The 21,846-nt window shown below is 70.6% G+C and carries 20 protein-coding genes; 14 read left to right on the top strand and 6 right to left on the bottom strand.

The annotated features are described in order from the left end of the window. Positions 1-70 precede the first annotated feature (70 nt). Positions 71-1,183, bottom strand: a complete 1,113-nt coding sequence (truD, locus tag ACFRMQ_RS04315; RefSeq protein WP_380726751.1) for a tRNA pseudouridine(13) synthase TruD — start codon at positions 1,181-1,183, stop codon at positions 71-73. Between the two features lie 304 nt (positions 1,184-1,487). Between truD and ACFRMQ_RS04310 the strand changes: the two genes are divergently transcribed. From ACFRMQ_RS04310 to ACFRMQ_RS04265, 10 genes are all read left to right on the top strand, one after another. Further along, positions 1,488-2,474 (top strand): UDP-glucuronic acid decarboxylase family protein, encoded by a 987-nt coding sequence (locus ACFRMQ_RS04310; RefSeq protein ID WP_380726749.1) that lies wholly within the window; start codon positions 1,488-1,490, stop codon positions 2,472-2,474. A gap of 121 nt (positions 2,475-2,595) precedes the next feature. After that, positions 2,596-3,516: a phytanoyl-CoA dioxygenase family protein gene (locus ACFRMQ_RS04305; RefSeq protein ID WP_380726747.1), complete on the top strand. Its 921-nt coding sequence runs from the start codon at positions 2,596-2,598 to the stop codon at positions 3,514-3,516. A 2-nt stretch (positions 3,517-3,518) separates the two neighbouring features. Beyond that, positions 3,519-4,697, top strand: a complete 1,179-nt coding sequence (locus tag ACFRMQ_RS04300) for a hypothetical protein (RefSeq protein WP_380726745.1) — start codon at positions 3,519-3,521, stop codon at positions 4,695-4,697. Then, positions 4,690-5,349 carry an AAA family ATPase gene (locus tag ACFRMQ_RS04295; RefSeq protein WP_380726743.1) on the top strand — a complete coding sequence of 220 codons (660 nt, stop codon included), beginning with the start codon at positions 4,690-4,692 and terminating at the stop codon, positions 5,347-5,349. The genes ACFRMQ_RS04300 and ACFRMQ_RS04295 overlap by 8 nt, the downstream gene beginning before the upstream one ends. Continuing rightward, a complete protein-coding gene (locus ACFRMQ_RS04290; protein WP_380726741.1) occupies positions 5,346-6,650 on the top strand; it encodes a glycosyltransferase in 1,305 nt (434 codons plus the stop codon). Before ACFRMQ_RS04295 ends, ACFRMQ_RS04290 begins: the two co-directional genes overlap by 4 nt. A gap of 283 nt (positions 6,651-6,933) precedes the next feature. Then, entirely contained in the window at positions 6,934-7,443 is a 510-nt protein-coding gene (locus ACFRMQ_RS04285; RefSeq protein ID WP_380726739.1) for a hypothetical protein, read from the top strand. A 78-nt stretch (positions 7,444-7,521) separates the two neighbouring features. Beyond that, positions 7,522-8,334 carry a glycosyltransferase gene (locus ACFRMQ_RS04280; RefSeq protein ID WP_380726737.1) on the top strand — a complete coding sequence of 271 codons (813 nt, stop codon included), beginning with the start codon at positions 7,522-7,524 and terminating at the stop codon, positions 8,332-8,334. Positions 8,335-8,345: 11 nt separating this feature from the next. After that, complete coding sequence (locus tag ACFRMQ_RS04275) at positions 8,346-9,017, top strand: glycosyltransferase family 2 protein (protein ID WP_380726735.1); 672 nt, start codon at positions 8,346-8,348, stop codon at positions 9,015-9,017. Further along, entirely contained in the window at positions 9,014-10,126 is a 1,113-nt protein-coding gene (locus ACFRMQ_RS04270; protein ID WP_380726733.1) for a phosphotransferase, read from the top strand. The genes ACFRMQ_RS04275 and ACFRMQ_RS04270 overlap by 4 nt, the downstream gene beginning before the upstream one ends. A 20-nt stretch (positions 10,127-10,146) precedes the next feature. Further along, the gene (locus ACFRMQ_RS04265) at positions 10,147-11,187 is read left to right on the top strand and encodes a hypothetical protein (RefSeq protein ID WP_380726731.1); all 1,041 of its coding nucleotides are present in this window, start codon (positions 10,147-10,149) and stop codon (positions 11,185-11,187) included. A gap of 182 nt (positions 11,188-11,369) precedes the next feature. On the opposite strand, the gene ACFRMQ_RS04260 is transcribed toward ACFRMQ_RS04265, so the two are convergent. The 4 genes from ACFRMQ_RS04260 to ACFRMQ_RS04245 are packed head-to-tail and all read right to left on the bottom strand — an operon-like array spanning position 11,370 to position 15,861. Next, entirely contained in the window at positions 11,370-12,854 is a 1,485-nt protein-coding gene (locus ACFRMQ_RS04260) for an AMP-binding protein (protein WP_380726729.1), read from the bottom strand. Beyond that, the gene (locus ACFRMQ_RS04255; protein ID WP_380726727.1) at positions 12,851-14,080 is read right to left on the bottom strand and encodes a thiolase family protein; all 1,230 of its coding nucleotides are present in this window, start codon (positions 14,078-14,080) and stop codon (positions 12,851-12,853) included. Before ACFRMQ_RS04255 ends, ACFRMQ_RS04260 begins: the two co-directional genes overlap by 4 nt. Next, positions 14,077-15,009, bottom strand: a complete 933-nt coding sequence (locus ACFRMQ_RS04250) for a fumarylacetoacetate hydrolase family protein (protein ID WP_380726725.1) — start codon at positions 15,007-15,009, stop codon at positions 14,077-14,079. Before ACFRMQ_RS04250 ends, ACFRMQ_RS04255 begins: the two co-directional genes overlap by 4 nt. 60 nt (positions 15,010-15,069) lie before the next feature. Then, complete coding sequence (locus ACFRMQ_RS04245; protein WP_380726723.1) at positions 15,070-15,861, bottom strand: cyclase family protein; 792 nt, start codon at positions 15,859-15,861, stop codon at positions 15,070-15,072. A 143-nt stretch (positions 15,862-16,004) separates the two neighbouring features. On the opposite strand from ACFRMQ_RS04245, the gene ACFRMQ_RS04240 reads away from it, so the two are divergent. The 3 genes from ACFRMQ_RS04240 to ACFRMQ_RS04230 all read left to right on the top strand — a co-directional run bounded on the left by ACFRMQ_RS04240 (position 16,005) and on the right by ACFRMQ_RS04230 (position 20,138). Then, positions 16,005-16,613: a TetR/AcrR family transcriptional regulator gene (locus tag ACFRMQ_RS04240; RefSeq protein ID WP_380726721.1), complete on the top strand. Its 609-nt coding sequence runs from the start codon at positions 16,005-16,007 to the stop codon at positions 16,611-16,613. 408 nt (positions 16,614-17,021) lie between these two features. Next, positions 17,022-18,026, top strand: coding sequence for a hypothetical protein (locus ACFRMQ_RS04235; RefSeq protein ID WP_380726719.1), 1,005 nt, complete (start codon positions 17,022-17,024; stop codon positions 18,024-18,026). Between the two features lie 171 nt (positions 18,027-18,197). Continuing rightward, on the top strand, positions 18,198-20,138 hold the full coding sequence (locus tag ACFRMQ_RS04230) for an IS4 family transposase (RefSeq protein WP_380726717.1): 1,941 nt from the start codon (positions 18,198-18,200) through the stop codon (positions 20,136-20,138). Here ACFRMQ_RS04230 and ACFRMQ_RS04225 read toward each other — a convergent pair. Then, positions 20,128-20,625: a CGNR zinc finger domain-containing protein gene (locus tag ACFRMQ_RS04225; protein WP_380726715.1), complete on the bottom strand. Its 498-nt coding sequence runs from the start codon at positions 20,623-20,625 to the stop codon at positions 20,128-20,130. The two genes, ACFRMQ_RS04230 and ACFRMQ_RS04225, sit on opposite strands and share 11 nt — an antisense overlap. Positions 20,626-20,730: 105 nt before the next feature. Between ACFRMQ_RS04225 and ACFRMQ_RS04220 the strand changes: the two genes are divergently transcribed. Then, entirely contained in the window at positions 20,731-21,597 is an 867-nt protein-coding gene (locus ACFRMQ_RS04220; protein WP_380726713.1) for an alpha/beta fold hydrolase, read from the top strand. Positions 21,598-21,846: the final 249 nt, after the last annotated feature.

Here is a 21,846-nt window from a genome sequence, read left to right as displayed (position 1 = left end):
GGCGGGCCGGCCGAGCGGACCCGCGGGCTCGGCGAGTCACCGATGTGAAGCGCGCTGGGCCCGGAGGCCCTCACGTGGCCACCCGGAGCTGGTGGAAGAACTGGCGGACCGCGGTGGTGCCGTAGGAGCCGGAGCTGAGGAAGAACCGTAGCGTGCAGCGCCATGCCTCCGGCGCGCTCTCGTCCTCGGTGACGTCACCGACGCGCACCTGGGTCTGCACCGCGACCGGGCGGGAGGAGGGGCGGGATGTCAGCCTTCCCTCCTTCCAGCACCAGCTGTCGTACTTCAGTCCGAGGCCGTCCCGGAGCACCGCGAGGACCCCGGTGGCCGTGGTGGGAAACAGGTAGGTGATGCCGTCGCGCACGTCACTCACCATCGCGTCGCGGCAGCACGCGCGCACCAGCTCCTCCACCTGACGGTTCCACTCGCCGGAGGCGTGGGCGGAGAGGAAGAAGGCCACCCGGCGCTGGTCGAGCGAACCGAAGAACCCGGCCGCGGGGCCGGTGAATCGCCGGGCCGCGGCGGCCTCCGGGGACGCGGACCCGGCCACCAGGCCCAGCGCCCTGTCGTGGTCGCCGTCGAGGAGTGCCTTGCCGATCAGATGGGTGGTCCTGGGACCCCCGGGAACGCCGAACCGCTGGGTGTCGTAGTAGTTGACGAAGTACAGGCTCCGCCGGCCCCGGATGCCGTCGAGTCGTTCGGCCTGCGCCCGATCGAGGTGGCGCACCACGATGTGGAAGCTGTTCCCGTCCAGTTCGCCGACCCCGAGCCGGACCGCCCCGTGACCGTGGTGCTGCAGGGTCAGGAAGGGAGGCGCGCCCTGCTGGTACTCCCCGGCTCCGTGCACGGCGTTGAAGTGCTCGATGCGGTCGCGCGTCAAGGGCGACGGACTCGTCAGCGCCAGCAGCTGGTCGGTGACCCCGTCCTCGTCCTTGAGCCCCGCGTAGTCGATGTCGCGGGCCTCCACGCCGCAGAAGGCGGATATCGCCTCGATCGCCTCGAACGTGGTGAACCCGCACTTGCGCAACCGTACGTAGTGGTAGCGGGCACCTTCGGAGCCGGGCGCGGTGGTGGTCAGGGCCAGGCTCTCCGAGACCACGAAATCGGCGGGGAACTTCTTCAGCAGCACCATCGGCTCGTCCCAGGGCAGGCGGGCGCCCCCGGCACACGCCCTCCTCGGCACGCACGGCCCCCCGGACGCGATTCGCCCCTCATCGTCGCGCTTCCGGTCCCCCGGTGCGACCGGTGTCCTCCAGTCGGGTGATGACGGCAACCGCACCGGCAGGGAGGACCTCGGCGGTCGGTTCGCCTTCGCGGTCACCGGGCACGGGCGGTCCGGCTGCCGGCCCGCAACTCCGGCCCGTGAAGATCGATTTGACCGGGAGCCCCGGGCGAGGAACCTGGATCGAAGGGAGACGACTCCGTCTCGCGAACCCAGCGCTCCGCATACGCACAGAATTCCGCAAGGACGTTCGGAGGTGCTCTTGATGGACCGCACACCCGTGTCCCGGTATCCCTCGTCGACGGGTACGTTCACGCCCGGTTCGAGGGCGGTCGTCGCCGGTGGAGCAGGATTCCTGGGTTCACACCTCTGCGAGCGGCTGCTTCTCGACGGGTGCGAGGTGACCTGTGTCGACAACTTCGTCACCGGGCACTCGAGGAACGTCGAAGCGCTGCTCGACATCGGTGGTTTCAGCGTGCACGAGTGCGACATCGCCTCGGACCTCGATGTTCCCGGACCCGTCGACGTGGTCTTCAACCTGGCCTCGCCGGCTTCGCCCGTCGACTACCTGAGACTGCCGATCCAGACGCTCGAAGCCGGTTCGCTCGGCACGATCCAGACCCTGAAGCTGGCCTTCAGGAAGAAGGCCCGGTACGTCCTCGCCTCGACTTCGGAGGTGTACGGCGATCCGCTCGTGCATCCGCAGCCGGAGTCCTACTGGGGAAACGTCAACCCGGTCGGGCTGCGGAGCGTCTACGACGAGGCCAAGAGGTTCTCCGAGTCCCTGACCATGGCCTACCGGCGGGCCTGTGGTGTCGACACGTCAATCGTGCGGATCTTCAACACGTACGGGCCGCGCATGCGAAGGGGCGACGGACGGGTCGTCCCCACCTTCGTCGAGCAGGCGTTGAGCGGAAAGGCCCTGACCGTCACGGGTGACGGGTCCCAGACCCGGTCGCTCTGCTACGTCGACGACCTCGTGGACGGACTGGTCAGACTGGCGGCGTCCCGCTTCCCGGGCCCGATCAATCTCGGGAACCCCCACGAGGTGTCGATCCTGACGCTGGCGGAGGAGATCCGCGAGCTCGCCGAATCGTCCTCGTCCATCGACTTCGTCGACCTGCCGGAGGACGATCCACGTCTGCGCCGGCCCGACATCTCCCTCGCCGGCGCCGCCCTGGGCTGGTTGCCCTCGGTGTCGCTCCAGCGAGGACTCAGCCGGACGATCACGTGGTTCAGGGAGAGCGCCTAGTGCCCTCCCGCACGCGCTACCCTCCCCGGGCCCCGCGATCCCCGGCCCGTCGATCGGGACCCGGCCGGCTGATCGAGCCGGAACGAGAACGGGTCGTGACCGCCCTGTGGGGTGAGCTCCCATGAAGTCACCAGCACCGAACCTCCCGAGGACACCGACGGCCGAGGCGGTCCTCACATCGAACGGCGTGTCCCTGCCGTACACCGCTCGCTACGTCGGCCGCATGCGGCGCAGCGACGCGACCCGTACCGAGGCCCTCCGGAGCCGGATCCACGAGGACGGCTACCTCTACCTGACGGGATTCCTGCCGACAGAGACGGTCATCGATCTGCGGGCCGACTACTTCAGCCGCTTCGACCCCGTCCTGCTCGCCCGTAGAACCACGCCCGCCGACGGCGTGTTCTCCGGCCGCCTCCCCGAAGGACTGCCGCCGTTCGGCCTGCCCGGCCACCCCGCTTACGAGTTCGTTCGGTCCGCGAAGTTCAGCAGCTTCGCCAACAGCCCCTCTCTGAAGGCCCTCGCCGAAGACCTGCTGGGCCGGCCGGCGCGACTGGTGCCGAGGCAGCTGGTGCGGAACTACTGCCGCGCGTTCCCCGGCGCATCGCGCGCCCACCGGGACGCCGACTACATGACGGGAGGTGAAGCGGTCACCATGTGGCTGCCCATCGGTCCCTGCTCGGTCGAAACGGGAGGGATCGCCTACCTGGAGGGATCGCACACCCTGCCCGGGGCGCGGATGGCTTCGCTGCGCCGGGTCACGGACCGTCCCGGCGATCCACGCCCGATAAGCCACGATCTGGGTCTGGTGGCCCGCGTCCTGGACCGCCGGTGGCTGGTGGCGGACTACACGGCGGGTGATGTCGTGGTCCACCTCCCCCACACGATCCACGCGTCGCTGGACAACACCACGGACGTCATGCGGCTGTCCATGGACATCAGGTTCGTGCCGGCCGACACGGAGATCGATGCCGACTGGTGCGAGCCGTGGTCCGGCGACGACTCGGGGTCGTTCGTCCACCGTCGCGGGAGGCCGGGAGAGTGAGCATGCGCGTAGCGGTCTTGTACGGCTTCCACGCCTCGGGACACCTGGTGGCGTGCGAGCGCATCGCGGCGACGGTCGGCGCGCGGGGTCACGACGTACGGCTGGTGTCGCCGCTCGACTCGCCGGAGCTGCGCGATTCGATCGGGAGCGTCTTCCGCGCCTTCGCCGCCCGCTCACACCCCGCGGTGCCCGCCGTGCTGACCGGCCCCTCGTTCCTCGAGGACCTCTACCGGCAGGTCGACACCACGCTGCACGAACTGCTGAGTGACGTCGACGTCGTCATCTCGACTCACCCCTACAGCACTTGGCTCTCCGGCCGGCACGCCGAGGTCCGGGCACTGGACTACCGCCTGATCGACGTCCAGACGGACTACGGCCACTGGCCCGTGCTGCCCCACCACGTCGTCGACGCGTACGTCGGGCCGAAGCTCCTCTTCCACCGGGAGGTCAACCCCCGCGCCCATGACATCGGGATCCCGCCACCCCCGGAGCGGGCTTCGGAGGCCGCTTTCGCCGACGGACGGCGCGAGTTCATGACGAAGCGCCCGTTGCTGTTGCTGGGCGGGGCCGACGGCTTCGCCCCCCTGACGGAGACGGTGCGGGCACTGGCGTCGCAGGACCTGCCGGTCCTCGTGGTGGCCGGGAGGAACGAGGCGCTCAGGAGGGAGCTCGAAGGCCGTCACGCGGAACCGATACGCCGCGGCCGGATCATGGTGGCGGGGTTCGTGCCGGACCTCTGGGCCGTCATGCCGTCCGCGTCGGCGGTCATCACGAAGGCCAGCGGGATGACGCTGATCGATGCCTTCGCCGGTCGCGCACCCGTGATCTGTCCACCACCGATCCTGGCCTGGGAAGCCGAGGGAATGTCCTTGCTGGAGAGCGCCGGCGCGATCCACGCGGTCTGGAACGCGGAGGACTTCGATCCGACCGCCGTACGCGCGCTGGTGGACGACCACGAGCGGACGGACCGGCAGTGCGAGCTGGCTTCGGCGATGGTCAACGACCGTTACGGCGATGACCTCATGGACCTCGTCGAGAGCCGGCCGGCGAGGAGCTTCAGGCATCCGCCCGACGTGCTGCGGGCCATCGCGGACGACCTCCGGGCCGACCGCACCCTGGCCCGTCTCCACCGCACCGCGGCCGGGCACCGCATCGCGACGGAGATCGAGTCGTATGAGTAACCTGATCGCTCTCGAAGGGCCGCCCTTCGGAGGCAAGACGACACTCGGGAGACGGCTCCAGGACGACGGCTACCGGCACGTGCCCGAGCTGGTGGCCTATGTCTCCCCCCTCACCGAACTGCCGGCCGAGAACCCCCGGTGGAGCACGGCGGCCGCTGACACGTGGTACCTCCACCAGGAGTGGCGTCGCTGGAAAGCGGTGTGCGAGCTCGCCGCGCGGCAGAAGGTCTGCGCGGACCGCACCCCCCTGACGGTCGTGACGTACTGGCTGACCCGCTGGAGGCTCCTCGGTGTCTCCCCCGCTCGGGAGACGGTCACCGCGTGTGCCCGGGCGCTGAACTCGCTCGACGGCACCACCGTCCACTTCCTCGTCCCCGATCTGGACGAGCTCTGCCGAAGGGTCCGGCAGCACGAGGCCTCTCCGGACGGGCCTGTCGAACGCGGCCGCACCGGTCCCTTCCGGTGGCACCGGTCGAAGGAGTTCCTGAGCACGAACAGGGAGTCCTACGTCGCCCTACGGGACCTGCTCTGCCGGGGCGGACACGGCCGGTACCCGGAGGCACTGCGTGGAACAGCGGCCCGCTCCGTCTCGTCCGGACGGGTCGGCGCACTCCTCCGAGAGATCCCCGGCTGTGAGGAATGGTGGACATGAGGAACTCGGTGAGCTGTGCCCTGTCGCTCACGGTGATGGCCGCGGCGGTGGGAAAGACCGTGAGGGCGGAGAAGTTCCTGGCCTACGTCCGCCAGGGACGGCCGGCCACGGCCGAGGACTGGTCACGGCTGCCGCCGGTGGTGGTGATCCTCCCGCTGCTCGACGAAGCACCGGTGATCGACGCGCTCTTCTCCGCCATCGGGAAGCTCCGCTACCCGCGCGACCGCCTCTACGTCCTGGCCGCCACGGCGGAGGAGGCCGGCGGCGGCCCCTCCTCCAGGGAGGCGGTGCAGCGGGTCATCGACGGCGCCCCCGACGACCCCCGCCGCCCGGTCCGGTGCGTCCACCTGGGCCGCAAGAGCACCTGCAAGGCCGACCAGCTGAACGCGGCGCTCGCGGAGGCCCGACGGATCTGCCGTGAACGTTCCTGGCCGGAGACGTCCTTGGTGGTGGGCGTCTTCGACGCCGACTCACGGCCCGAGAGCGACCTCCTGATCGAGGTCGGGTCGGCTTTCGCGCAGGACCCGGACCTCGAAGCGATGCAGGCCTATCCGGTCTATCTGGACGACCTGGAAGCGCGGACGCCGCAGATGAAGGTCGAGGCGCTCCGGCAGACGGCCCGGTCCTTCTGCGTCGAAGCTCCGCGTGCCCTCCGCTACCAGCGAGCGTCGGCCGGGCTCCGCAGTACGGTCGACGCCCACTACCTGATCGGTCACGGCCAGTTCTTCCGAGGCGCCCGGCTCATCGACGCCGGCTTTCCCACCGGGGCGCCGATCGATGACCTCGTCCAGGGCTTCGCCTACACGCTGGCCGGTCTCAGGACCCGGACGGCGGTGCACTTCGACCACTGCACCGTGCCACTCCGCACGACCGACTTCGTCCGCCAGACGAGGACCTGGTTCGTCGCCCAGTGCAGTGCGGGCGAGATGATCCGCCAACGACGCAGGCTCGACGGCCGGCGGGCGAGCACCGGCACGTGGCTGCGGCTCGGCTGGCTCATCGCCAGGGACGCGGTCCCCTGGCTGGGGCGCGGTCTGGAGGTACCGCTGGCCGTCGCCGACTCCTGGCGGCTCCGCTCGTCGCGGCCGATGGCCCTGTGCGCGGCCGCTCTCTGGTTCGAGTGGCAGTCCGAGAGATACGTACTGCAGCGGCTGCGCACGGTGCTGGACGTGGGCGGACCCGAGGTCAGCTCGGTGCGTGCGATGGCCCGTCCGACCCTCAAGGCGCTGGGCCCCATGTCGGCGGTCTGCTTGCGACTGACGGGGGTGGAGGTGAAGGGTGGGAAGACACCGCGCGACTGACACCGCCGGCCGCATGACCGATCCACCGCAGTGGCCCGGCAGGTGCCCCGCCTCGGGCGCGACCACGGGAGCTCGGATGGCCGAGGATGCGTTCACCAGGGTGTTCCCCTCCGGTTCCATCGCCTGCCTCATGCATCCGCGCAAGGCTGTCCCGCTGCCCCGCGACGGCCCCGCCTTCTGTCCCGAGTGCGAGACTCCGCTGCCGCACAGTTCCCGCACGATCCTACGGGTGGACGGCCGGCAGGCACCCTACAGGGTGATAGGCCAGGGAAGGAGTGCCCTGGTGCTGGCTCACCCCCGGCACGAGGATCGCGTCATTCGCGTCGTTCCCGTGGCCGAGAACGCGAGCGCACACCGGAGGCGGGTTCATGAAACACACCGCCTGACCCGGGCCTGGCAGCTCTCCCAGCTGTTCCCGGTGGCGCCGCGCCTCCATCGAGCGGGTGGCGTGGACATCGAATTCACTCAAGGAACCGTTCGGGCTACTGCCATGGAAGTCCAGTTCCTGCGGGGCCACGCTCCGGATGTCCTGTCACCCGACGATGTGCGAGCGACGCTCCGAGCCCTGACCTCCCTTTCCGTTCAGTTGCGGCACCTGGGGCTTTATCACAACGACATCTCGTTGAGCAACCTCCTTGTCGAGGGGCGGACCGGCGTCGCCAGGGTGCTGGACTGGGACTTCCTCGACGAGCGAAAGGACGTCTACGCGAACGACCCGTGCGGCGACCTCCTCCGATGCGCGCTCCAGCAGATCGCCGACGCGGGAAAGGAGCCGGTGCGGCCTGTTCGCTGACCCTTGGCTTCCTCGGCCACGCGGCGAAACAACCCGCCACGAAACCGCCCGCCCCCCGACAGAGAAAGGAGCGGTCCAGTGGATGGCCTGGACATCATGCAGACATGGAAAGACGCTCCGTTGCCGCCGGTTCTCGAGGATTCCGCGCGCACGTGGTGTCCGTCCGCCCTGGGCCCTTCCGTCAGACGGTTCCTGGCCAGGGACTCCTTTCTGATCCCCTGGCTCAGGCGGCAGGGACCGGTCCTTTCGCACTGCCTTCAGGACGGCCCTTTCATCCGCACCGTGGACATGTTCCGCTACTGCTATCTCGCCCGCTTCGGCGGACTGTACGTGGACCTCGATTTCTACTGCGTCCGGTCACCCCTGCGGCTGCTTCACGAGCGACACGCCGCTGTCGTGCTCGGTTCCATGCGGACCCCGGGCGAACTGGACTCGCATTCGATCCCGAACGCGTTCATGTACTCACCCGCCGGACACCCCTTCTGGGTCCTGGTCCTGGCCATGGCCAAGGCCCGCGTCGCCGAGCCGTTCATCGAAGCCGCCACCGGACCGGTTCTTCTGCACGATGCGGTTCAGAAGTACTCGGAAGTCAAGGATTCAGCGGCGGCGCTGAGAGGGATCAGGGGCGTCCCGGAGGTGGCTGCCGCCCTGGACGTCGGGGTGGTGGATCCGCTTCCGGAAGTCACCGTACTCCCCCCTCGATTCTTCTATCCACTGAGCTGGGCGATTCCGGAACACCGGCGGGAGATCGCGTCCTTGAGCGCCGGCCTGCACAGCACCGAGAGCCGGAGAATCATCGACGGGATGAGGAGCTCCGCAGACACCTACGCCTTCACGTTCTGGTTTCGCTCGTGGTCGCGCCAGACCGGGACCGGGAATCGAATCAAGTGACGAGGCACCGGATGACGAGTACGGCCATAGTGATCCCCTGGCGTTCGGGAACAGCCGAGAGGAACCGGCACCACCAGACGGTTCGAGATCAATTGCGCGGCCTGTTTCCGGACGCCACCCATCTGGATGTCGACAGCGGACACACGCGCTTCTCGCGCGCCGCGTCCAGGAACCGAGGCGTAGCCCTGGCCGACCAAGCCGGTGCCGAGGTCGTGGTTCTGTGCGACGCCGATACCCTCGTGGAGGAAGAGGCCCTCCGTGCCGCCGTATCGGCGGCCCGCCGCGACGACAGGCTGCATCTCCCGTACACCTGGAAGCGCTACCTCTCACCACGCGGGACACGTGAATGCCTGGACGGAGTCCCGTTCTCGGAATGCCATGCGGAGTCCGAGACCGAAGGCAAAGCCAGTGCCATGGCCATTCGCCCGACCGCGTGGTTCGCGGCGGGCGGCATGGACGAAAGGTTCACCGGCTGGGGATTCGAAGACGAGGCGTTTCGCATATCCACAGGGGTCATACTTGGTCCGGCGATTCGACACAAAGGCGTGGTGGTGCATCTCTGGCACCCGAAGGAGAAGGGGTTCGACTCCCCCGACTACCTCACCGGGCAGCTCCTCATTCGCCGGTACAGGGCCGCCAGAACGCCCGACCAGATCCGGGCGCTATTGAGCCGGGACTTTTGAGTCGACTGCTCGACAGCGCGGCGGATGTGATGGGCGTGGAAGCACGAGCGGGGCGTGAGAACGTGAATTCCGAAACGAGGGAAGACATTTCGACCGTCTCCGCCCTGCTGCCGGCCGAGTTCGGCATCGAGCCGTTCGGTCTCACGGCGGGCCCCCTGGGCACAGCCACCCGGAACTACATCGCTCAGGACACGCGGGGAAAGCGGTGGTTCGTCAAGGTCTATCCGCCTTCGACGGATCTGACCGCGGAACGGCGGGCCCTTGAGCTGGCGGAGTTCGCAGGACGGACCGGCGTTCCCGTCACCGTGGCGAAGCGCACCTGGAACGGCAGCCTGATCACCGCTACCGGCGATGTGGCCCTGTCCGTCCACGCATACCTCGACGGGACCGAAACCGCGGAGGGCGGGCTGCGCGGCGAGCGGTGGCCGGCGGTCGGCGCCGTGGTCGGCCGTCTGCACCGCGGCCTGGCAGAACACCCTGTCAGCCGACCGGCGCGTCTCGTTCCCTCCGAGGAGGTCTGCCAGTTCCCCGATGCCCGCAGGCGGCTCACCGCGCTGATCGCCCGGTACGAAGCCCTCACACCGCGCACCGACTTCGAGCGGTGGGCCCTTGAGACGGCGCGTGAGAGGTTGGCCGCGCTTCCGGACATCGCCCGTGCCCTGTGGGAACTGCCCGCACGGATGGCCGTGCAGGTCGTCCACGGCGATCTCACCGGCCCGAACCTGCTGCTGCGAGGCGACGATGTGGCGGCCGTGATCGACTTCCGGCCGCCCGAACCGCGCAGCCCTGTTTGGGAACTGGGCCGGATACTCACCGACGCGCAGACCGTCTGCGGCGAGCCGGACTGGCTGTCCGGGCTCGTCCGCGCGGTCTCGGCCTACCACGCGGCCAACCCCTCGCTGCCCACCGCCGAACTGACCTCGGTCCTGAGGGTGACGACGGGATACCTCGCCTCATCCGTGTATCCCTTGCGTGTACCGCTTGACCGCCCCGAAGCGACACCGTCTTCGTTCGAAGCATACGGATACGCCCGCCACAAGGCGGCGGGCGTACTGCTGGAGCACCTTGAGGACGCCGAGGCAGAGCTGCGGAAGGAGTTGACGAGTTGAGACCCACTGGACGCGGCCTGGTGGCGGATCACCCCACGCGCGCGGGCCCACGGCCGGCGAAGCCTGACGGCTCGCCGATCAACGTCTTCCCTACGACCCCTCCCGCAGACCTCGACGAAGGGACAGTCGGCATGAGCGAGGTTGCCGTGCTCATCCCCTACTTCAATCCCGTCGGATACCGTTCCCATCTGAGAAAGTTCCAGCAGTGCCGCTCCGGCTTGGCGGCGGCCGGGATGCTGAGCGACTCCTTCCTGACCGGGGCCGGGCCGCAGCGGCCCACGGGCATGGAAGTGGCCTTCTGGGACCGGTCCTGCCCGTTCATGTGGCACAGGGAACGGCTGGTGAACCTGGCCGCCCGGGAACTTCCGCGCCGCTACAGCCATGTCGTCTGGCTGGACAGCGACGTGATCGTGGATACCGGGTGGAAGCACGCGGTCAGGGCGGCGTTCGAAGAGTCCGAGGTCATCCAGGCCTTCCGCACCGCCCACATGATCGACGACACCGGCTCGGTCGTGCGGTCCCGCCCCAGCCTCCTCACCCCCGGGGCGAACGGTGGGGCCGTCGGCATCGGCTGGGGTGCGTGCCGGTCCCTCTTCACCGACGGCCCGGGCCTGTTCGAGCTGGGCCTGGTGGGAGGCGCGGACACCGTCTTCGCCAAGGCGATCGTCGACGACGCCGAATGCGCGGCTCCATGGCTGAAGGACATCAGGTCAACGGTCTTCTCGCACTGGTCGGCCCCACTGGTGGACGCCGTGGATGCCTGGCTGCTCGAAGGCGCGAGGTGGCGAGGGGAGTACGCGGCCGTCGCGGCCGACGCCGAGGTCCGGGTCGTGGAGCACGGTGCCCAGGAGAACCGCCACTACACGAGCCGGCATCACCTCCTCGGCGGTCTCGACCCCGCGGTGCATCTGCTCGTTCGGCCGGGCAGGGTGTTCCGGTGGACACCGGCCGGTCTCGCCGCCGTGGAGGGGAGCATTCGGTCGTACTTCCACGCACGGTGCGAGGACGGGCCCTCCGGCCGTCCGATCAGTGGCAACCGGACGGCGACGAACTCTCGCTGACAGCGGCTCGGTACCTGGAACGACCCGATCGGGCGACGCCCGGGAACGCTGTGCGCCCCGGCGGCGTCCCGGGTGGTCGACCCGTGAAATCCGGTGCCGCGCGCTCGCGTTCGCACGCCCGCCGCGCCCCCGCCCGCACACCGTCGTCGTCCTCGGGTGCGCGGGCGGGCGCTCGCGACGGTTCAGGGCCGGTCGCGGAGTCTCCTCTTGTCGATCTTGCCCAGGGCGGTGAGGGGCAGCGCGTCCGTGAGGTGGATCCGCTTCGGCGCCCAGAGCGCGCCCCTGCGGGCCCGGACGTGGTCCGTCAGCTCGCCGGGGGTGGCGTGCTGCCCCGGGTGCAGGACCACGGTGGCGGTGACGGCTTCGCCCCAGTGCGGGTCGGGGGTGCCGTAGACGGCGACGGCGGCGACGGCCGGGTGGCCGGCGAGGACGTCCTCGACCTCGCGCGGGTAGACGTTGAAGCCGCCGGTGATGATGGTGTCCTTGATCCGGTCGATGATCGTGATCAGGCCGGTGCCGTCGCGGCGGGCGACGTCACCGGTGTGCAGCCAGCCGCCGTCGAGCGCGGCCGCGCTCTGCTCGGGCTTGTTCCAGTAGCCGTCCATCACGAGCGGCCCGCGGACGCACAGCTCGCCGGGCTCGCCGGCCGCCACGTCCCGGCCGTGCGGGTCGAGCAGGGCGATCTCCACGCCGGGCATCGGCCGGCCGCAGCTTCCCAGGACGTGCGGGTCGTCCCGGTGTTCGGCCGGGTCCAGGACGGTCAGCGCGTTGGGGGCCTCGGCCTGGCCGTAGTGCTGGCTGAGTACCGGGCCGAGGAGCCGGCGGGCCTCGGCGAGCCGGGCGGGGTCGGCGGGTGCCGCGCCGTAGAGTACCCAGTTCAGCCCCGACAGGTCGGCGGCGGGGAGCCAGGGGTGGTCGAGCAGGGCGTAGAGCATGGTGGGGACGACGAACGTGGCGCTCACCCCGCCGTGTTCGATCGCGTCGAGGACGCGGTCCGGGTCGAAGGAGGGGTGCAGTTCGAAGCTCGCGCCGCGCAGCAGGCCGGGGGCGACGAGGAGGCCGGCGGCGTGGGACATGGGGGTGGTGATCAGGAAGTGGGTGTCCGGCGGCCAGGCCCAGGTGGAGCAGGCCCAGGCGTTGGCGAGCAGGGAGCGGTCGCGCAGCATCACGCCCTTGGGCTCGCCGGTCGTGCCGCCGGTGTAGAAGAGGTAGAGGGCGGGGCCGCGCGGGTCGCCGGGGCCGGGGGCCGTGCCAGCGGCGAGGCGGTCGAGTTCGGCGAGGGTGATGGTCTCGATGCCCTCGGGGCGCGCGCGGGCGGCGAAGCGGGTGTCGTCCGCGACCAGGCAGGTCGACGCGCTGTCGCGCAGGACGGTCCGGTCGGTGTCGGCGGTGGCCAGCGGGTGCAGGGCGGTGTAGCGCAGTCCGGCCAGGCAGGCGGCGGCCATGACGGTGAACGCCCGCGGGTCCGGGCCGCACAGCAGGGCGATCCCGTCGCCGGGTGCGAGACCGCGCCGCCCGAACGCGGCCGCGGTGCGCTCGATCCGTTCCGCGGTCTCGCCGTAGGTCCAGGTGTGCTCGGTCCCGTCGTCGCCGGTGAAGCGGAAGGCGGTGCGTTCGGGCCGTCTGCGCAGGGCGGACAGGATCAGGTCCGCGTAGCCGGGGCTCATCGGGCTCTCCCCAGGATGGTCACGGCGGCGACCGCCTCCTCGATTCCGTAGAGGCCGCCGCCGTTCTCGGCGATGGCGACGCGCGCCCCGGGGACCTGGCGCTCTCCGGCCCGGCCGCGCAGCTGGGTGACCAGCTCGAAGACCTGCGCGAGTCCGGTGGCGGACACCGGGTGGCCGCGCGATTCGAGGCCTCCGGACGGGTTCACCGGCAGGCTGCCGCCGAGTGCGCTCGCCCCGGAGGCCGACCAGGGACCGCCGTCGCCGATCGGGCAGAAGCCCAGGTTCTCCACCTGCTGGACCTCACCGAAGGCGGTGGCGTCGTGGACCTCCGCCACGTCGACGTCCTGCGGCCCGAGTCCTGCCTTCTCGTAGGCGGCGAGCGCGGCCCGGCGGCCGATGTGCCGTCCGACGTCGTCCGCCGCCCGGTCGGTGCCGGACAGCAGGACGCTGCTCAGCACCGCCACGGCCGAATCGTCGTGGGGGAAGTCGGCCCTGGTCACGACGACGGCGGCGGCGCCGTCACTGACCGGTGAGCACATCGGCACCGTCAGCGGCCACGCCACCCGGCGGGCCTCGAGGACCTGGTCGGCGGTGAACGGCTTGCGGAAGTGGGCCCGGGGGTTGTGGACGGAGTGGGCGTGGTTCTTCGCCGAGACCGCGGCCAGCTGGGCCTCGGTGGTGCCGAAGCGCTCCATGTGGGCGCGGGCCAGGGAGGCGTAGATCTCCATGAACACCGACCGCTCGCCCTCGGGGACGGACAGCTCGGGCGGCAGAGGATCGGACAGGGCGGCGAGCGCGGCGAGGGCCTCCTCGCGGTGGGCGACGTCCATGGCGCCGTCGAACACCGCCAGCCCCTGGGCGGGGTCGGCGCGGACGAGCTTGTCCACACCGACGGCCAGGGCGACATCCGACAGGCCCGCCCGGACGTGGGCGACGGCCAGCCACAGGGCGGTGGCACCGCCGGCGCAGGCGTTCTCCACGTTCACCACGGGCACGCCGGCGAAGCCGTGCGGGCGCAGCGCGACCTGGCCGGGGATCATGTGCTGGCCGTCGATGGCCTTCTGGCTGACCGTGGCATGGAAGACCGCGCCGACGTCGGCCGGGGTGAGCCCGGCGTCGCGCAGCGCCTCGTGCGCGGCCCGGCCGGCGAGGTCGCCGGCGGTGCGGTCGAGGTGGCGGCCGAAGGGGGTGGCGCCGACGCCGAGGATCAGTGCTTCGCGGTTCATGACACCACCCGGTTGCGCAGGATGCCGAGGCCGGACACTTCGAGTTCCACGGTGTCGCCGGGTTCCAGGAAGCGGCCGTGCTCCAGGCCGCAGCCGGTGGGCACGGTGCCCGAGCCGAAGACCTCGCCGGCGTGCAGCCGGGTCGACCGGGAGGCGAAGGCGATCATGTCGGCGAAGCCGTGGTGCATGTCGGCGGAGGTGCCCCGGCTGACCTCCTCGCCGTTGACGCGGGCGGTCATGGTGAGCCGGTAGGGGTCTCCGACCTCGTCGGCGGTGGTGATCCAGGGGCCGAGGACGTTCGCGTCGGTGAAGTCCTTGCTCTTGCTCAGGCCCAGGCCGGTGGCGATCTCCTCCAGCTGGGTGTCGCGGGCGCTGAGGTCGTTGAAGAGCGTGTAGCCGAAGATGTGCGACGGGGCGTCCGCCGCGGTGATGTCGGTGCCGCCGCGGCCGAGCACGCAGGCGAACTCCAGCTCGTAGTCCCGCACCGAGGAGTACGCGGGCCAGGTGATGTCGCTGTCGTGGCCGGTCACCGAGAGCCGGTTGGTGAAGTAGTACAGCGGGCGTTCGAGCATGATGGCGGGCAGCTCGACCTGGTCGGCCGGAATGCCCTCGATCCGGGCGCGGGCGTTGCGGAAGTGGCCCGGGAAGGCGCCGAAGTCCCGGAGCTGCACGGGCCTGGGCAGTGGGGCGAGCCAGCGCACCTCGGAGGCGGCGACGACCGCTTCGTCCGGGGCCTGTCCGGCGAGCCGGTCCAGGGTCCGTCGTACGGGGTCGCCGCCCTCGATGATCCGCTGCATGGTGGCCAGCGCGGGGGCGTGCTCGCCGGTCGTCAGGTGGTGGGCGCGGTCGAGCAGCAGCAGGCGTGCGCCCTGGTCGAGGACGAGCGCGGTGCGCTCGGCGCCCTCATGCTCCACGGTTGCGAGTTTCACGGTGGGTTCCTCTCCTCAGCGGGGTCCGGCAAGGTCCAGCGGGGTCAGCGGGGGCCGGGCTCAGACGAAGGCGACGACGCGGGCCGGGGCGGCGCTCGCGCGGGCGATCTTGATCGGGAAGAACGCCACCCGGAACCCGGACGGCGGCAGTGCGGCGAGGTTGGTCATCTGCTGGACGATGAAGACCTCCCGCTCGCGGCCGGCCCGGTGGCCGTCCCACAGCACGGAGTTGTCGCCGCTCTCCCGGAACCTGCGCGCCATCACGGAGAAGCTCAGGTCCCAGCCGCCGGCGTCGGTGCCGAGCACCTTGGCCCCGAGGTCGGCCAGGAAGAGCGTCGACTCGCGGCTCATCCCCGGGTAGCGGAAGAACTCGGGGTCGGACAGCCCGTAGCGCTCCTGGCCGGTGCGCAGCAGGATCGCGCCGCCGGCCGGGACCGGGGCACCGTTGTCGGCGAGGGCGGCCTCCAGCGCCTCGACGGTGATCGGGGCGTCGAGCTCGCAGCGCCCCCGCAGGTCCAGTACGAGCGCCTCGCACCACAGCTCGTCCAGGGCGATGTCGGTGATGGTGCGGGCCGGCTTGCCCTCGCAGGTCGAGCCGTAGTGCAGCGGGGCGTCGACGTGGGTGCCGAGGTGGGTGTTGAAGTCGGTCAGCGTCTCCGCGCCCCAGCCCTCGCCGTCGGGCAGGTCCTCGACGCGGCAGCGCAGGGCGGCGGCGAACTGCTCGCGGCCGTCGCCGGCGGGGTGGGCGTAGGCGATGGAAGGCGCGATCACCTCGGCGAACGGGCGCAGCTGCTCGGGGAGCAGCTCGCGGTCGGCGGGGTCCAGGGTCCTGGTCAGGTCGATCAGTTCCATGACGGCTCCTCTTTGGTTATTGGACGCTCAGCATAGAACTGGACTCCTGACATAGGCAAGGGATGCCGCCGCCTCGGCGCCGGCCGGTCGGCGTGACAGAATCGGCCGCGTCAGACGGCCGTGACCTTGGGAAAGGACGCCGCGTGGGTGCGACCCGCAAGCAGGAGATCTCCGCCGAGACCCGGCGACGCCTGGTGGCCGCCGCCTGGGAACTCGCCGCCGAGGGCGGAGCCGCCGCGGCCTCCGTCCAGGCCGTGGCGGAGCGCTCCGGCATCAGCCGGGGCTCCGTGGCCTGGCACTTCGGCTCGAAGGACGGGCTGCTGAAGGCCGTGGTCGCGGAGGCGTTCCGGTGGGGCGCCGACTTCATGCGCGAACGCCTCGCCGCCGCCGGGCCGGGCGCCGGGGTCGAGGCGCTGATCGAGGCGAACTTCGCCCTGATGTCCCGGCCCGAGGCGCGCATCTTCTCGACGCTCCTGATCGAGGCGGTGAGCCGCGAGTCCGCCCTGCGCTCCACCTACGCCGAGGAGTACGCCAAGATTCGCGGCCTGTACGCCGACCACCTGCGCACGAGCGGCGCGCACGTCGCCGACCCGGACGCCGTCGCGGCGGCGCTGCTGGGCGGCACCCTGGGCATCAACATCCAGCACCGGCTGGACCCGGAACTGGACCGGGCGCGGGCCGTGACGGCCATGACGGGCATCTACGCCGACGCGCTGTCCGGCACCGGACCGCACGCCCCGTCCGGGGCCTGACCCCGGGGCGGCCGCAGGTCATTTCGCGCGGGTTGTCCGGTCACGGCAGTCGAGCCCCGGGGTGCCGTCGCCCCCACCCCTGGGACGGCCCGGGAACGTCTCCCCCGCCGTTCCCCGGGATGCGCGGCGACTCACGCCGGCCACGGTCGGTCCCGCTCCGGAGAACCTGACAGGAGATCCCGACGTCCCGTCCGGTTCCCGCCGGAACCCCGACGCGGGTCAGCGGGTGCGCTCGCAATGCCGCGAAGTTATGCGGCAACGATGCATGTCAAGTGGGCCGGCGAGGTAGGCGGCTGCGCCGGCGAGAGCAACGGAGCCTGGAGCGACTGACATGATCAGCTGCATGATTCGGTCCCTTCCTTCAGCACCGTGCCGTCGGGCCGAAGGAGCCGTCGTGGAGGTTGCTGGGTGAATTCGTGGGAGAGAGACCCGGCATACCGGACGGTGGTGCGGGCGTTCGTGGACGGGGACCCGCTCGACCAGGTGGGTGGGCCCCTCGACGTTCGCGCGGTGGTGGCGGGTATCCGTCCGGAAGCCAAGGACGGCTTGCTGCTTGAGGAGGTGCCCTGGGACCACTTCCCAGAGGGTGCCAGAGTCCGGGAGGTCATGGAGCGCTTGCGCTCGGGCGACGCCGCCGACGTTAGTAGTGCGCTCGGCATGCTGATCGGCCTGTGTGCCAACGATATGAGGGCCGCCGCCGCACCGGCGGTGCCGTTCGTGATTCGGATCAGTACCGCTCCGGAGGACCACCACCGTGCCGAAGCCCTGGCCGTGGTGGGCGAGGTGGCGCGCATGCGGCACCAAGGCGTGTGCACCCGTGCCGACATGCTGCGGTTCCGCGGCAATGACGAATGGTCATTCGAGGTCACCGGCTACCTACAGAACTGGTCGGTGCAGGCTGCCCGCGAAGCGATCGCCGAGGACACCGATCGTCTCCTGCCCCTGCTCGACGACCCCGACCCCGCGGTGCGCATCGCCACCGCATACGCGCTGGCTGCCGCCTCCGACCGCGCGCAGGACATCCTCACCGCTTTCCGCTCCCGCCTGCTGGTCGAGCACAACCCGACCGCACGGGCGGGCTTGGTCCTGGCGATCGCACAGCTGGCCCGAGCGCACCCAGACCCGGGGGCGGTGGTGTGGATGCAGGCTCGCTGGTCCGACCCCGAGCAACCGCCCGAGGTACGCGTATGCGCTGCGCTGGGGTGGATGTGCCTCACTGACCTGCCGGTCCCGGACGAACTGCGCGCCATGCTGGACGACCTCGCCTCCGACGAGACAGCCCAGTTGATGGCGCCGTTGCCGTGGATGCAGGCGGTTGAGACCGCCAGGGGCAGCGGCCTTCACCGCTGCCTGCGCGCCATGCTGCATCCCGGCATGGCTGAGATCGAGGACTGCGACGATCCGTGGTCCTGACCACGGTCGGTCACTGACCGAGCCTTGCCTGGCGGTTCCTCATCAGCAAGGGGATCGCACTGCTCCGAAAGGTCCAGGCTTCGGCCACAGCGCCACCTTTGACCGCAGGGTTGGCCGAGCCTCTGGTAGGAGGGGTGATCTGCCAAGATCAGTCCGTCCCCCGAGGCCCCGTTGCGCTGCCAGTCTGCCACCAGCACGCTCACACGAACTCTGACCGTCGCCCCTGGCGTCTTCGCCCCCGGCCACCTGGGCGAGTTGACCAAGTACCTTCCCTTCGAACTGGTCGACGCCGTCCTGGTGGAGACCGGGACCATCCAACGTCGCTTACGGTCCCTGCCCTCGCGGGTCGGCGTGTACTTCGTGCTCGCCCTCGGGCTGTTTCCGCACCTGGGCTATGCCAAGGTCTGGGACAAACTCGTCGTCGGCTTGACCGGACTTACGGTGCCCGCGCCGTCGGAGAAAGCACTGCGCGACCTGCGCCGACGCCTCGGGGCAGCACCAATGAAGGCCCTGTTCGAGATCGTCGCCGGGCCGCTGGCTCAGCCACGGACACCAGGCGTGCGCTATCGGCGCTGGCGGACCGTGGCCTTCGACGGGTGCAGCTCAATCACGGTGCCCGACGCCGAACGCAACCGCGGCCGATTCGGCCGACCCCGCAACCGGTACGGCTGGACCGGCTACCCACTTCTACGGCTGATGGCGCTGGTCGAGACCGGAAGCCGCGGCCTCCTCGGCGCCGAATTCGGCCCCAGGAGCTACGGCGAGAACCACTACGCCCAGCGCCTGCTGCACCTGCTCGACCCCGACATGCTGGTTCTCGCCGACCGAGGCTTCGACGACGGCAAGTTCCTGGCGAAGGTCGCCGGCACCGGCGCCCAGTTCCTGGTCCGCCTCACCTCCAACCGCCGCCCACCGACCGTGAGCCGACTGCACGACGGCTCCCACCTGGCCCGCATCCACGGCGTCACGGTCCGCATCATCGAAGCCGACATCACCGCGACCTGCGCGGACGGCACCCGCCTGCACGACGGCTACCGGCTGGCCACCACCCTGCTCGACCCCGACCTGGACCCCGCCGAAACCCTCGTACGGCTCTACCACGAACGCTGGGAAATCGAATCCACCTACTACGCCCTACGCCACACGCTCATGAACGGACGCGTACTCCGCTCCGGAGACCCCTTCGGCGTCGAGCAGGAGATGTGGGCCCTGCTGACCCTCTACCAGCTCCTGCGGACCGCCATGGTCGACGCGGTCGAGTCCGCACCCGGCACAGACCCCGACCGCGCCAGCTTCGCCATCGCTCTGGAGGCGGCACGCGACCAGCTCGTCGTCGCTCACGCCGACTGCGACGGCCACGATCTCGTCGGACGGATAGGCCGGGCCGTGCTCTCGAACCTGCTACCGGCCCGACGAGCGCGGATCAGCCTCCGCAAGGTGAAGTGCCCGATCTCCCGCTACACCTATGCAAGCCCCCAGGACCCAAGACGTCGAAGCAGCACGCGAGTCGACTCGCTGGCGATCAGCATCCATACCGTCCAGCAAACGACGGCTCCGTTCGTGTCGAGTCGGCACCCGTTTCCGAGGGTGAAGCCGCAGCGGGCGCCCCGGCCACCGTCCCTGATCGACCGAGCACTCGGCGTTCTGCGATCCCAACCCGGCCGCCGCTGGGGCGCCCAGGAGCTTGCCGCAGCGGTCGAAGCCGACAACGTGAACAGCTTCTGCGTCCTGGTGGCCCGCTGGGCCCGAAACGGGCTGATCAGCAAGCTGCAGCACGGCGTCTACGCGCTGCTGGACGAGTCGGCCGCACCGACGTCGCCACCGACGGCGCTGCCCACGCCACCGCTGCCCGACATCGATCCGACGCTCTCCCGCTTTCAGGCGACACTCGCCGTCCTGCGATCGGCACCCGAGCACGCATGGACCGCCATGGAGATCGCTCCGGCGCTCGGCATCACCAACATCAACAGCTTCCAAGTCCAGATGGCCACCTGGTCCCGACAGGGGAGGATCGCCAAGGCCAGGCACGGCGCCTACACCCTGCTCCCGGACCCGTCCGAGTCGGCCACAGCGGCGAAACCGAAGTCGTTGACATACGCGGTCACCGCCTAACTTCGCGGCATTGGGTGCGCTCGTAGTGGCGGCGCGCCTTTTCGCGGTTGCCGCAGACCGCCATCGAACACCAGCGGGCCCGGTTGGCGCGGCTGCGGTCGAGCAGGAACAGCCGGCATTCGCCGTTCGCGCAGGGGCGCAGCCGGCCGGGCATCCGCTCCTCGGTGGCGGCCCAGGCGAGGACCAGGTCCACGGCCAGCCGGGCGTGCGCGGGAGTCCTGACGGTCCACCGGAGGCCGTCCGAGGTGATCTCCGGAATCCGGTGGACCCCTTCGAGCAGCGGGGCCAGCGCGGTGGGCGGGCGCCGCCCCCGCACGACGTCCTGCAGGACGTCCCGCGCCTCGCGCAGCAGCGCGAGTTCCACGGCGCTGCCGTCGCCGCCGTGCTCCCGCGCCCAGCGCTTGCCTGCGGCCGGGTCGCCGAGGGCGTCCCGCTCCTCGCCGTCGATCAGCGGCCTGCTGTTGAGCAGGTCCAGTAGCGCGTCCATCGGATGCCACCTCCTTCTAACCGGTTCGAATCGTTTGACAGGTTAGCCCAGGGCGTGCTTGTGTGGCGGATACCTAACCGGTTCAAGTAGGCAAAGGGGTTAGACATGCCCTCGGTGCACCATCGGACCGCCTCCGTCGACGGACACGAGATCTTCTACCGCGAGGCCGGTCCCGCCGACGCCCCCGCGATCGTGCTGCTGCACGGCTACCCGACCAGCTCGTTCATGTTCCGCGAGCTCATCCCGCTGCTGGCCGACCGCTACCACGTCATCGCCCCGGACCACCTCGGCTTCGGCCACTCGGACGCCCCCTCCGCGGCGGAGTTCACCTACACCTTCGACGCCCTCGCCGCACTCACCTCCGCACTGCTCGACCAGCTGGGCGTGGACCGCTACGCCCTCTACGTCCAGGACTACGGCGCCCCCATCGGCTGGCGCCTCGCGCTCGCGCACCCCGAACGGATCACCGCCGTCGTCACCCAGAACGGCAACGGCTACGAGGACGGCTTCGTCGACTCGTTCTGGAACGACCTCTGGGCCTACGGGGCGAACCCCGGCCCCGACACCGAACCCCCCGTCCGCGCCGCGCTCGGCATCGACGCCATCCGCTGGCAGTACCTGCACGGCGTGCCCGACCCGAGCCTCGTCAGCCCGGACACCTGGGAGCACGACGTCGCCCTCGTCTCGCGCGAGGGCAACGACGAGATCCAGCTGGCACTGTTCCGCGACTACCGGAACAACCGGCCCCTCTACCCGCCGCTGCACGAGTTCCTGCGCACCAGCGGCGTCCCGGTGCTCGCCGTGTGGGGCCGCAACGACGAGATCTTCGGCCCGGACGGCGCGCGGGCCTTCGCCCGCGACGCCGAGGACGCGGAGGTGCACCTGATCGACGGCGGCCACTTCCTGCTGGAGAGCCACCTGGACGTCGTCGCGGGCTACCTGCGCGGCTTCCTCGGGCGCGTGCTGGCGTAGCCGGGGCCGGAGGCCGGAGGCCGGAGGCCGGAACAGGAGGGCCGTCGCACCGGCTCCTGGGGCGACGGGGCCGGCCGGCCCCCCGGGCAGCGACGAGCTGTACGCCACCGCCGAGCGGCTGGCGGTGCCGCCGCGCTTCCACCGCGGACACCGCCCGGCCCGTCATCGACGCCTATTGCTCCGGCCTTCCGGACCCCATGGCGCCCCTGCCGGCCGGCGACGGACTCGGCTGGTACGACGACCTCGGCG

It is taken from the genome of Kitasatospora sp. NPDC056783, from assembly GCF_042789895.1.
GTDB lineage: Bacteria > Actinomycetota > Actinomycetes > Streptomycetales > Streptomycetaceae > Kitasatospora.
The sequence above is the reverse complement of the archived record's forward strand: the minus strand, read 5'-3'. Positions and strand labels throughout refer to the sequence as shown.

Coding starts and splice junctions, on each gene's coding strand:
- ACFRMQ_RS04255 (WP_380726727.1), bottom strand. CDS start 14,080: ATGAACCGCGAAGCACTGATCCTCGGCGTCGGCGCCACCCCCTTCGGC.
- ACFRMQ_RS04305 (WP_380726747.1), top strand. CDS start 2,596: ATGAAGTCACCAGCACCGAACCTCCCGAGGACACCGACGGCCGAGGCG.
- ACFRMQ_RS04300 (WP_380726745.1), top strand. CDS start 3,519: ATGCGCGTAGCGGTCTTGTACGGCTTCCACGCCTCGGGACACCTGGTG.
- ACFRMQ_RS04290 (WP_380726741.1), top strand. CDS start 5,346: ATGAGGAACTCGGTGAGCTGTGCCCTGTCGCTCACGGTGATGGCCGCG.
- ACFRMQ_RS04245 (WP_380726723.1), bottom strand. CDS start 15,861: ATGGAACTGATCGACCTGACCAGGACCCTGGACCCCGCCGACCGCGAG.
- ACFRMQ_RS04220 (WP_380726713.1), top strand. CDS start 20,731: ATGCCCTCGGTGCACCATCGGACCGCCTCCGTCGACGGACACGAGATC.
- ACFRMQ_RS04295 (WP_380726743.1), top strand. CDS start 4,690: ATGAGTAACCTGATCGCTCTCGAAGGGCCGCCCTTCGGAGGCAAGACG.
- ACFRMQ_RS04260 (WP_380726729.1), bottom strand. CDS start 12,854: ATGAGCCCCGGCTACGCGGACCTGATCCTGTCCGCCCTGCGCAGACGG.
- ACFRMQ_RS04310 (WP_380726749.1), top strand. CDS start 1,488: ATGGACCGCACACCCGTGTCCCGGTATCCCTCGTCGACGGGTACGTTC.
- ACFRMQ_RS04225 (WP_380726715.1), bottom strand. CDS start 20,625: ATGGACGCGCTACTGGACCTGCTCAACAGCAGGCCGCTGATCGACGGC.
- ACFRMQ_RS04275 (WP_380726735.1), top strand. CDS start 8,346: ATGACGAGTACGGCCATAGTGATCCCCTGGCGTTCGGGAACAGCCGAG.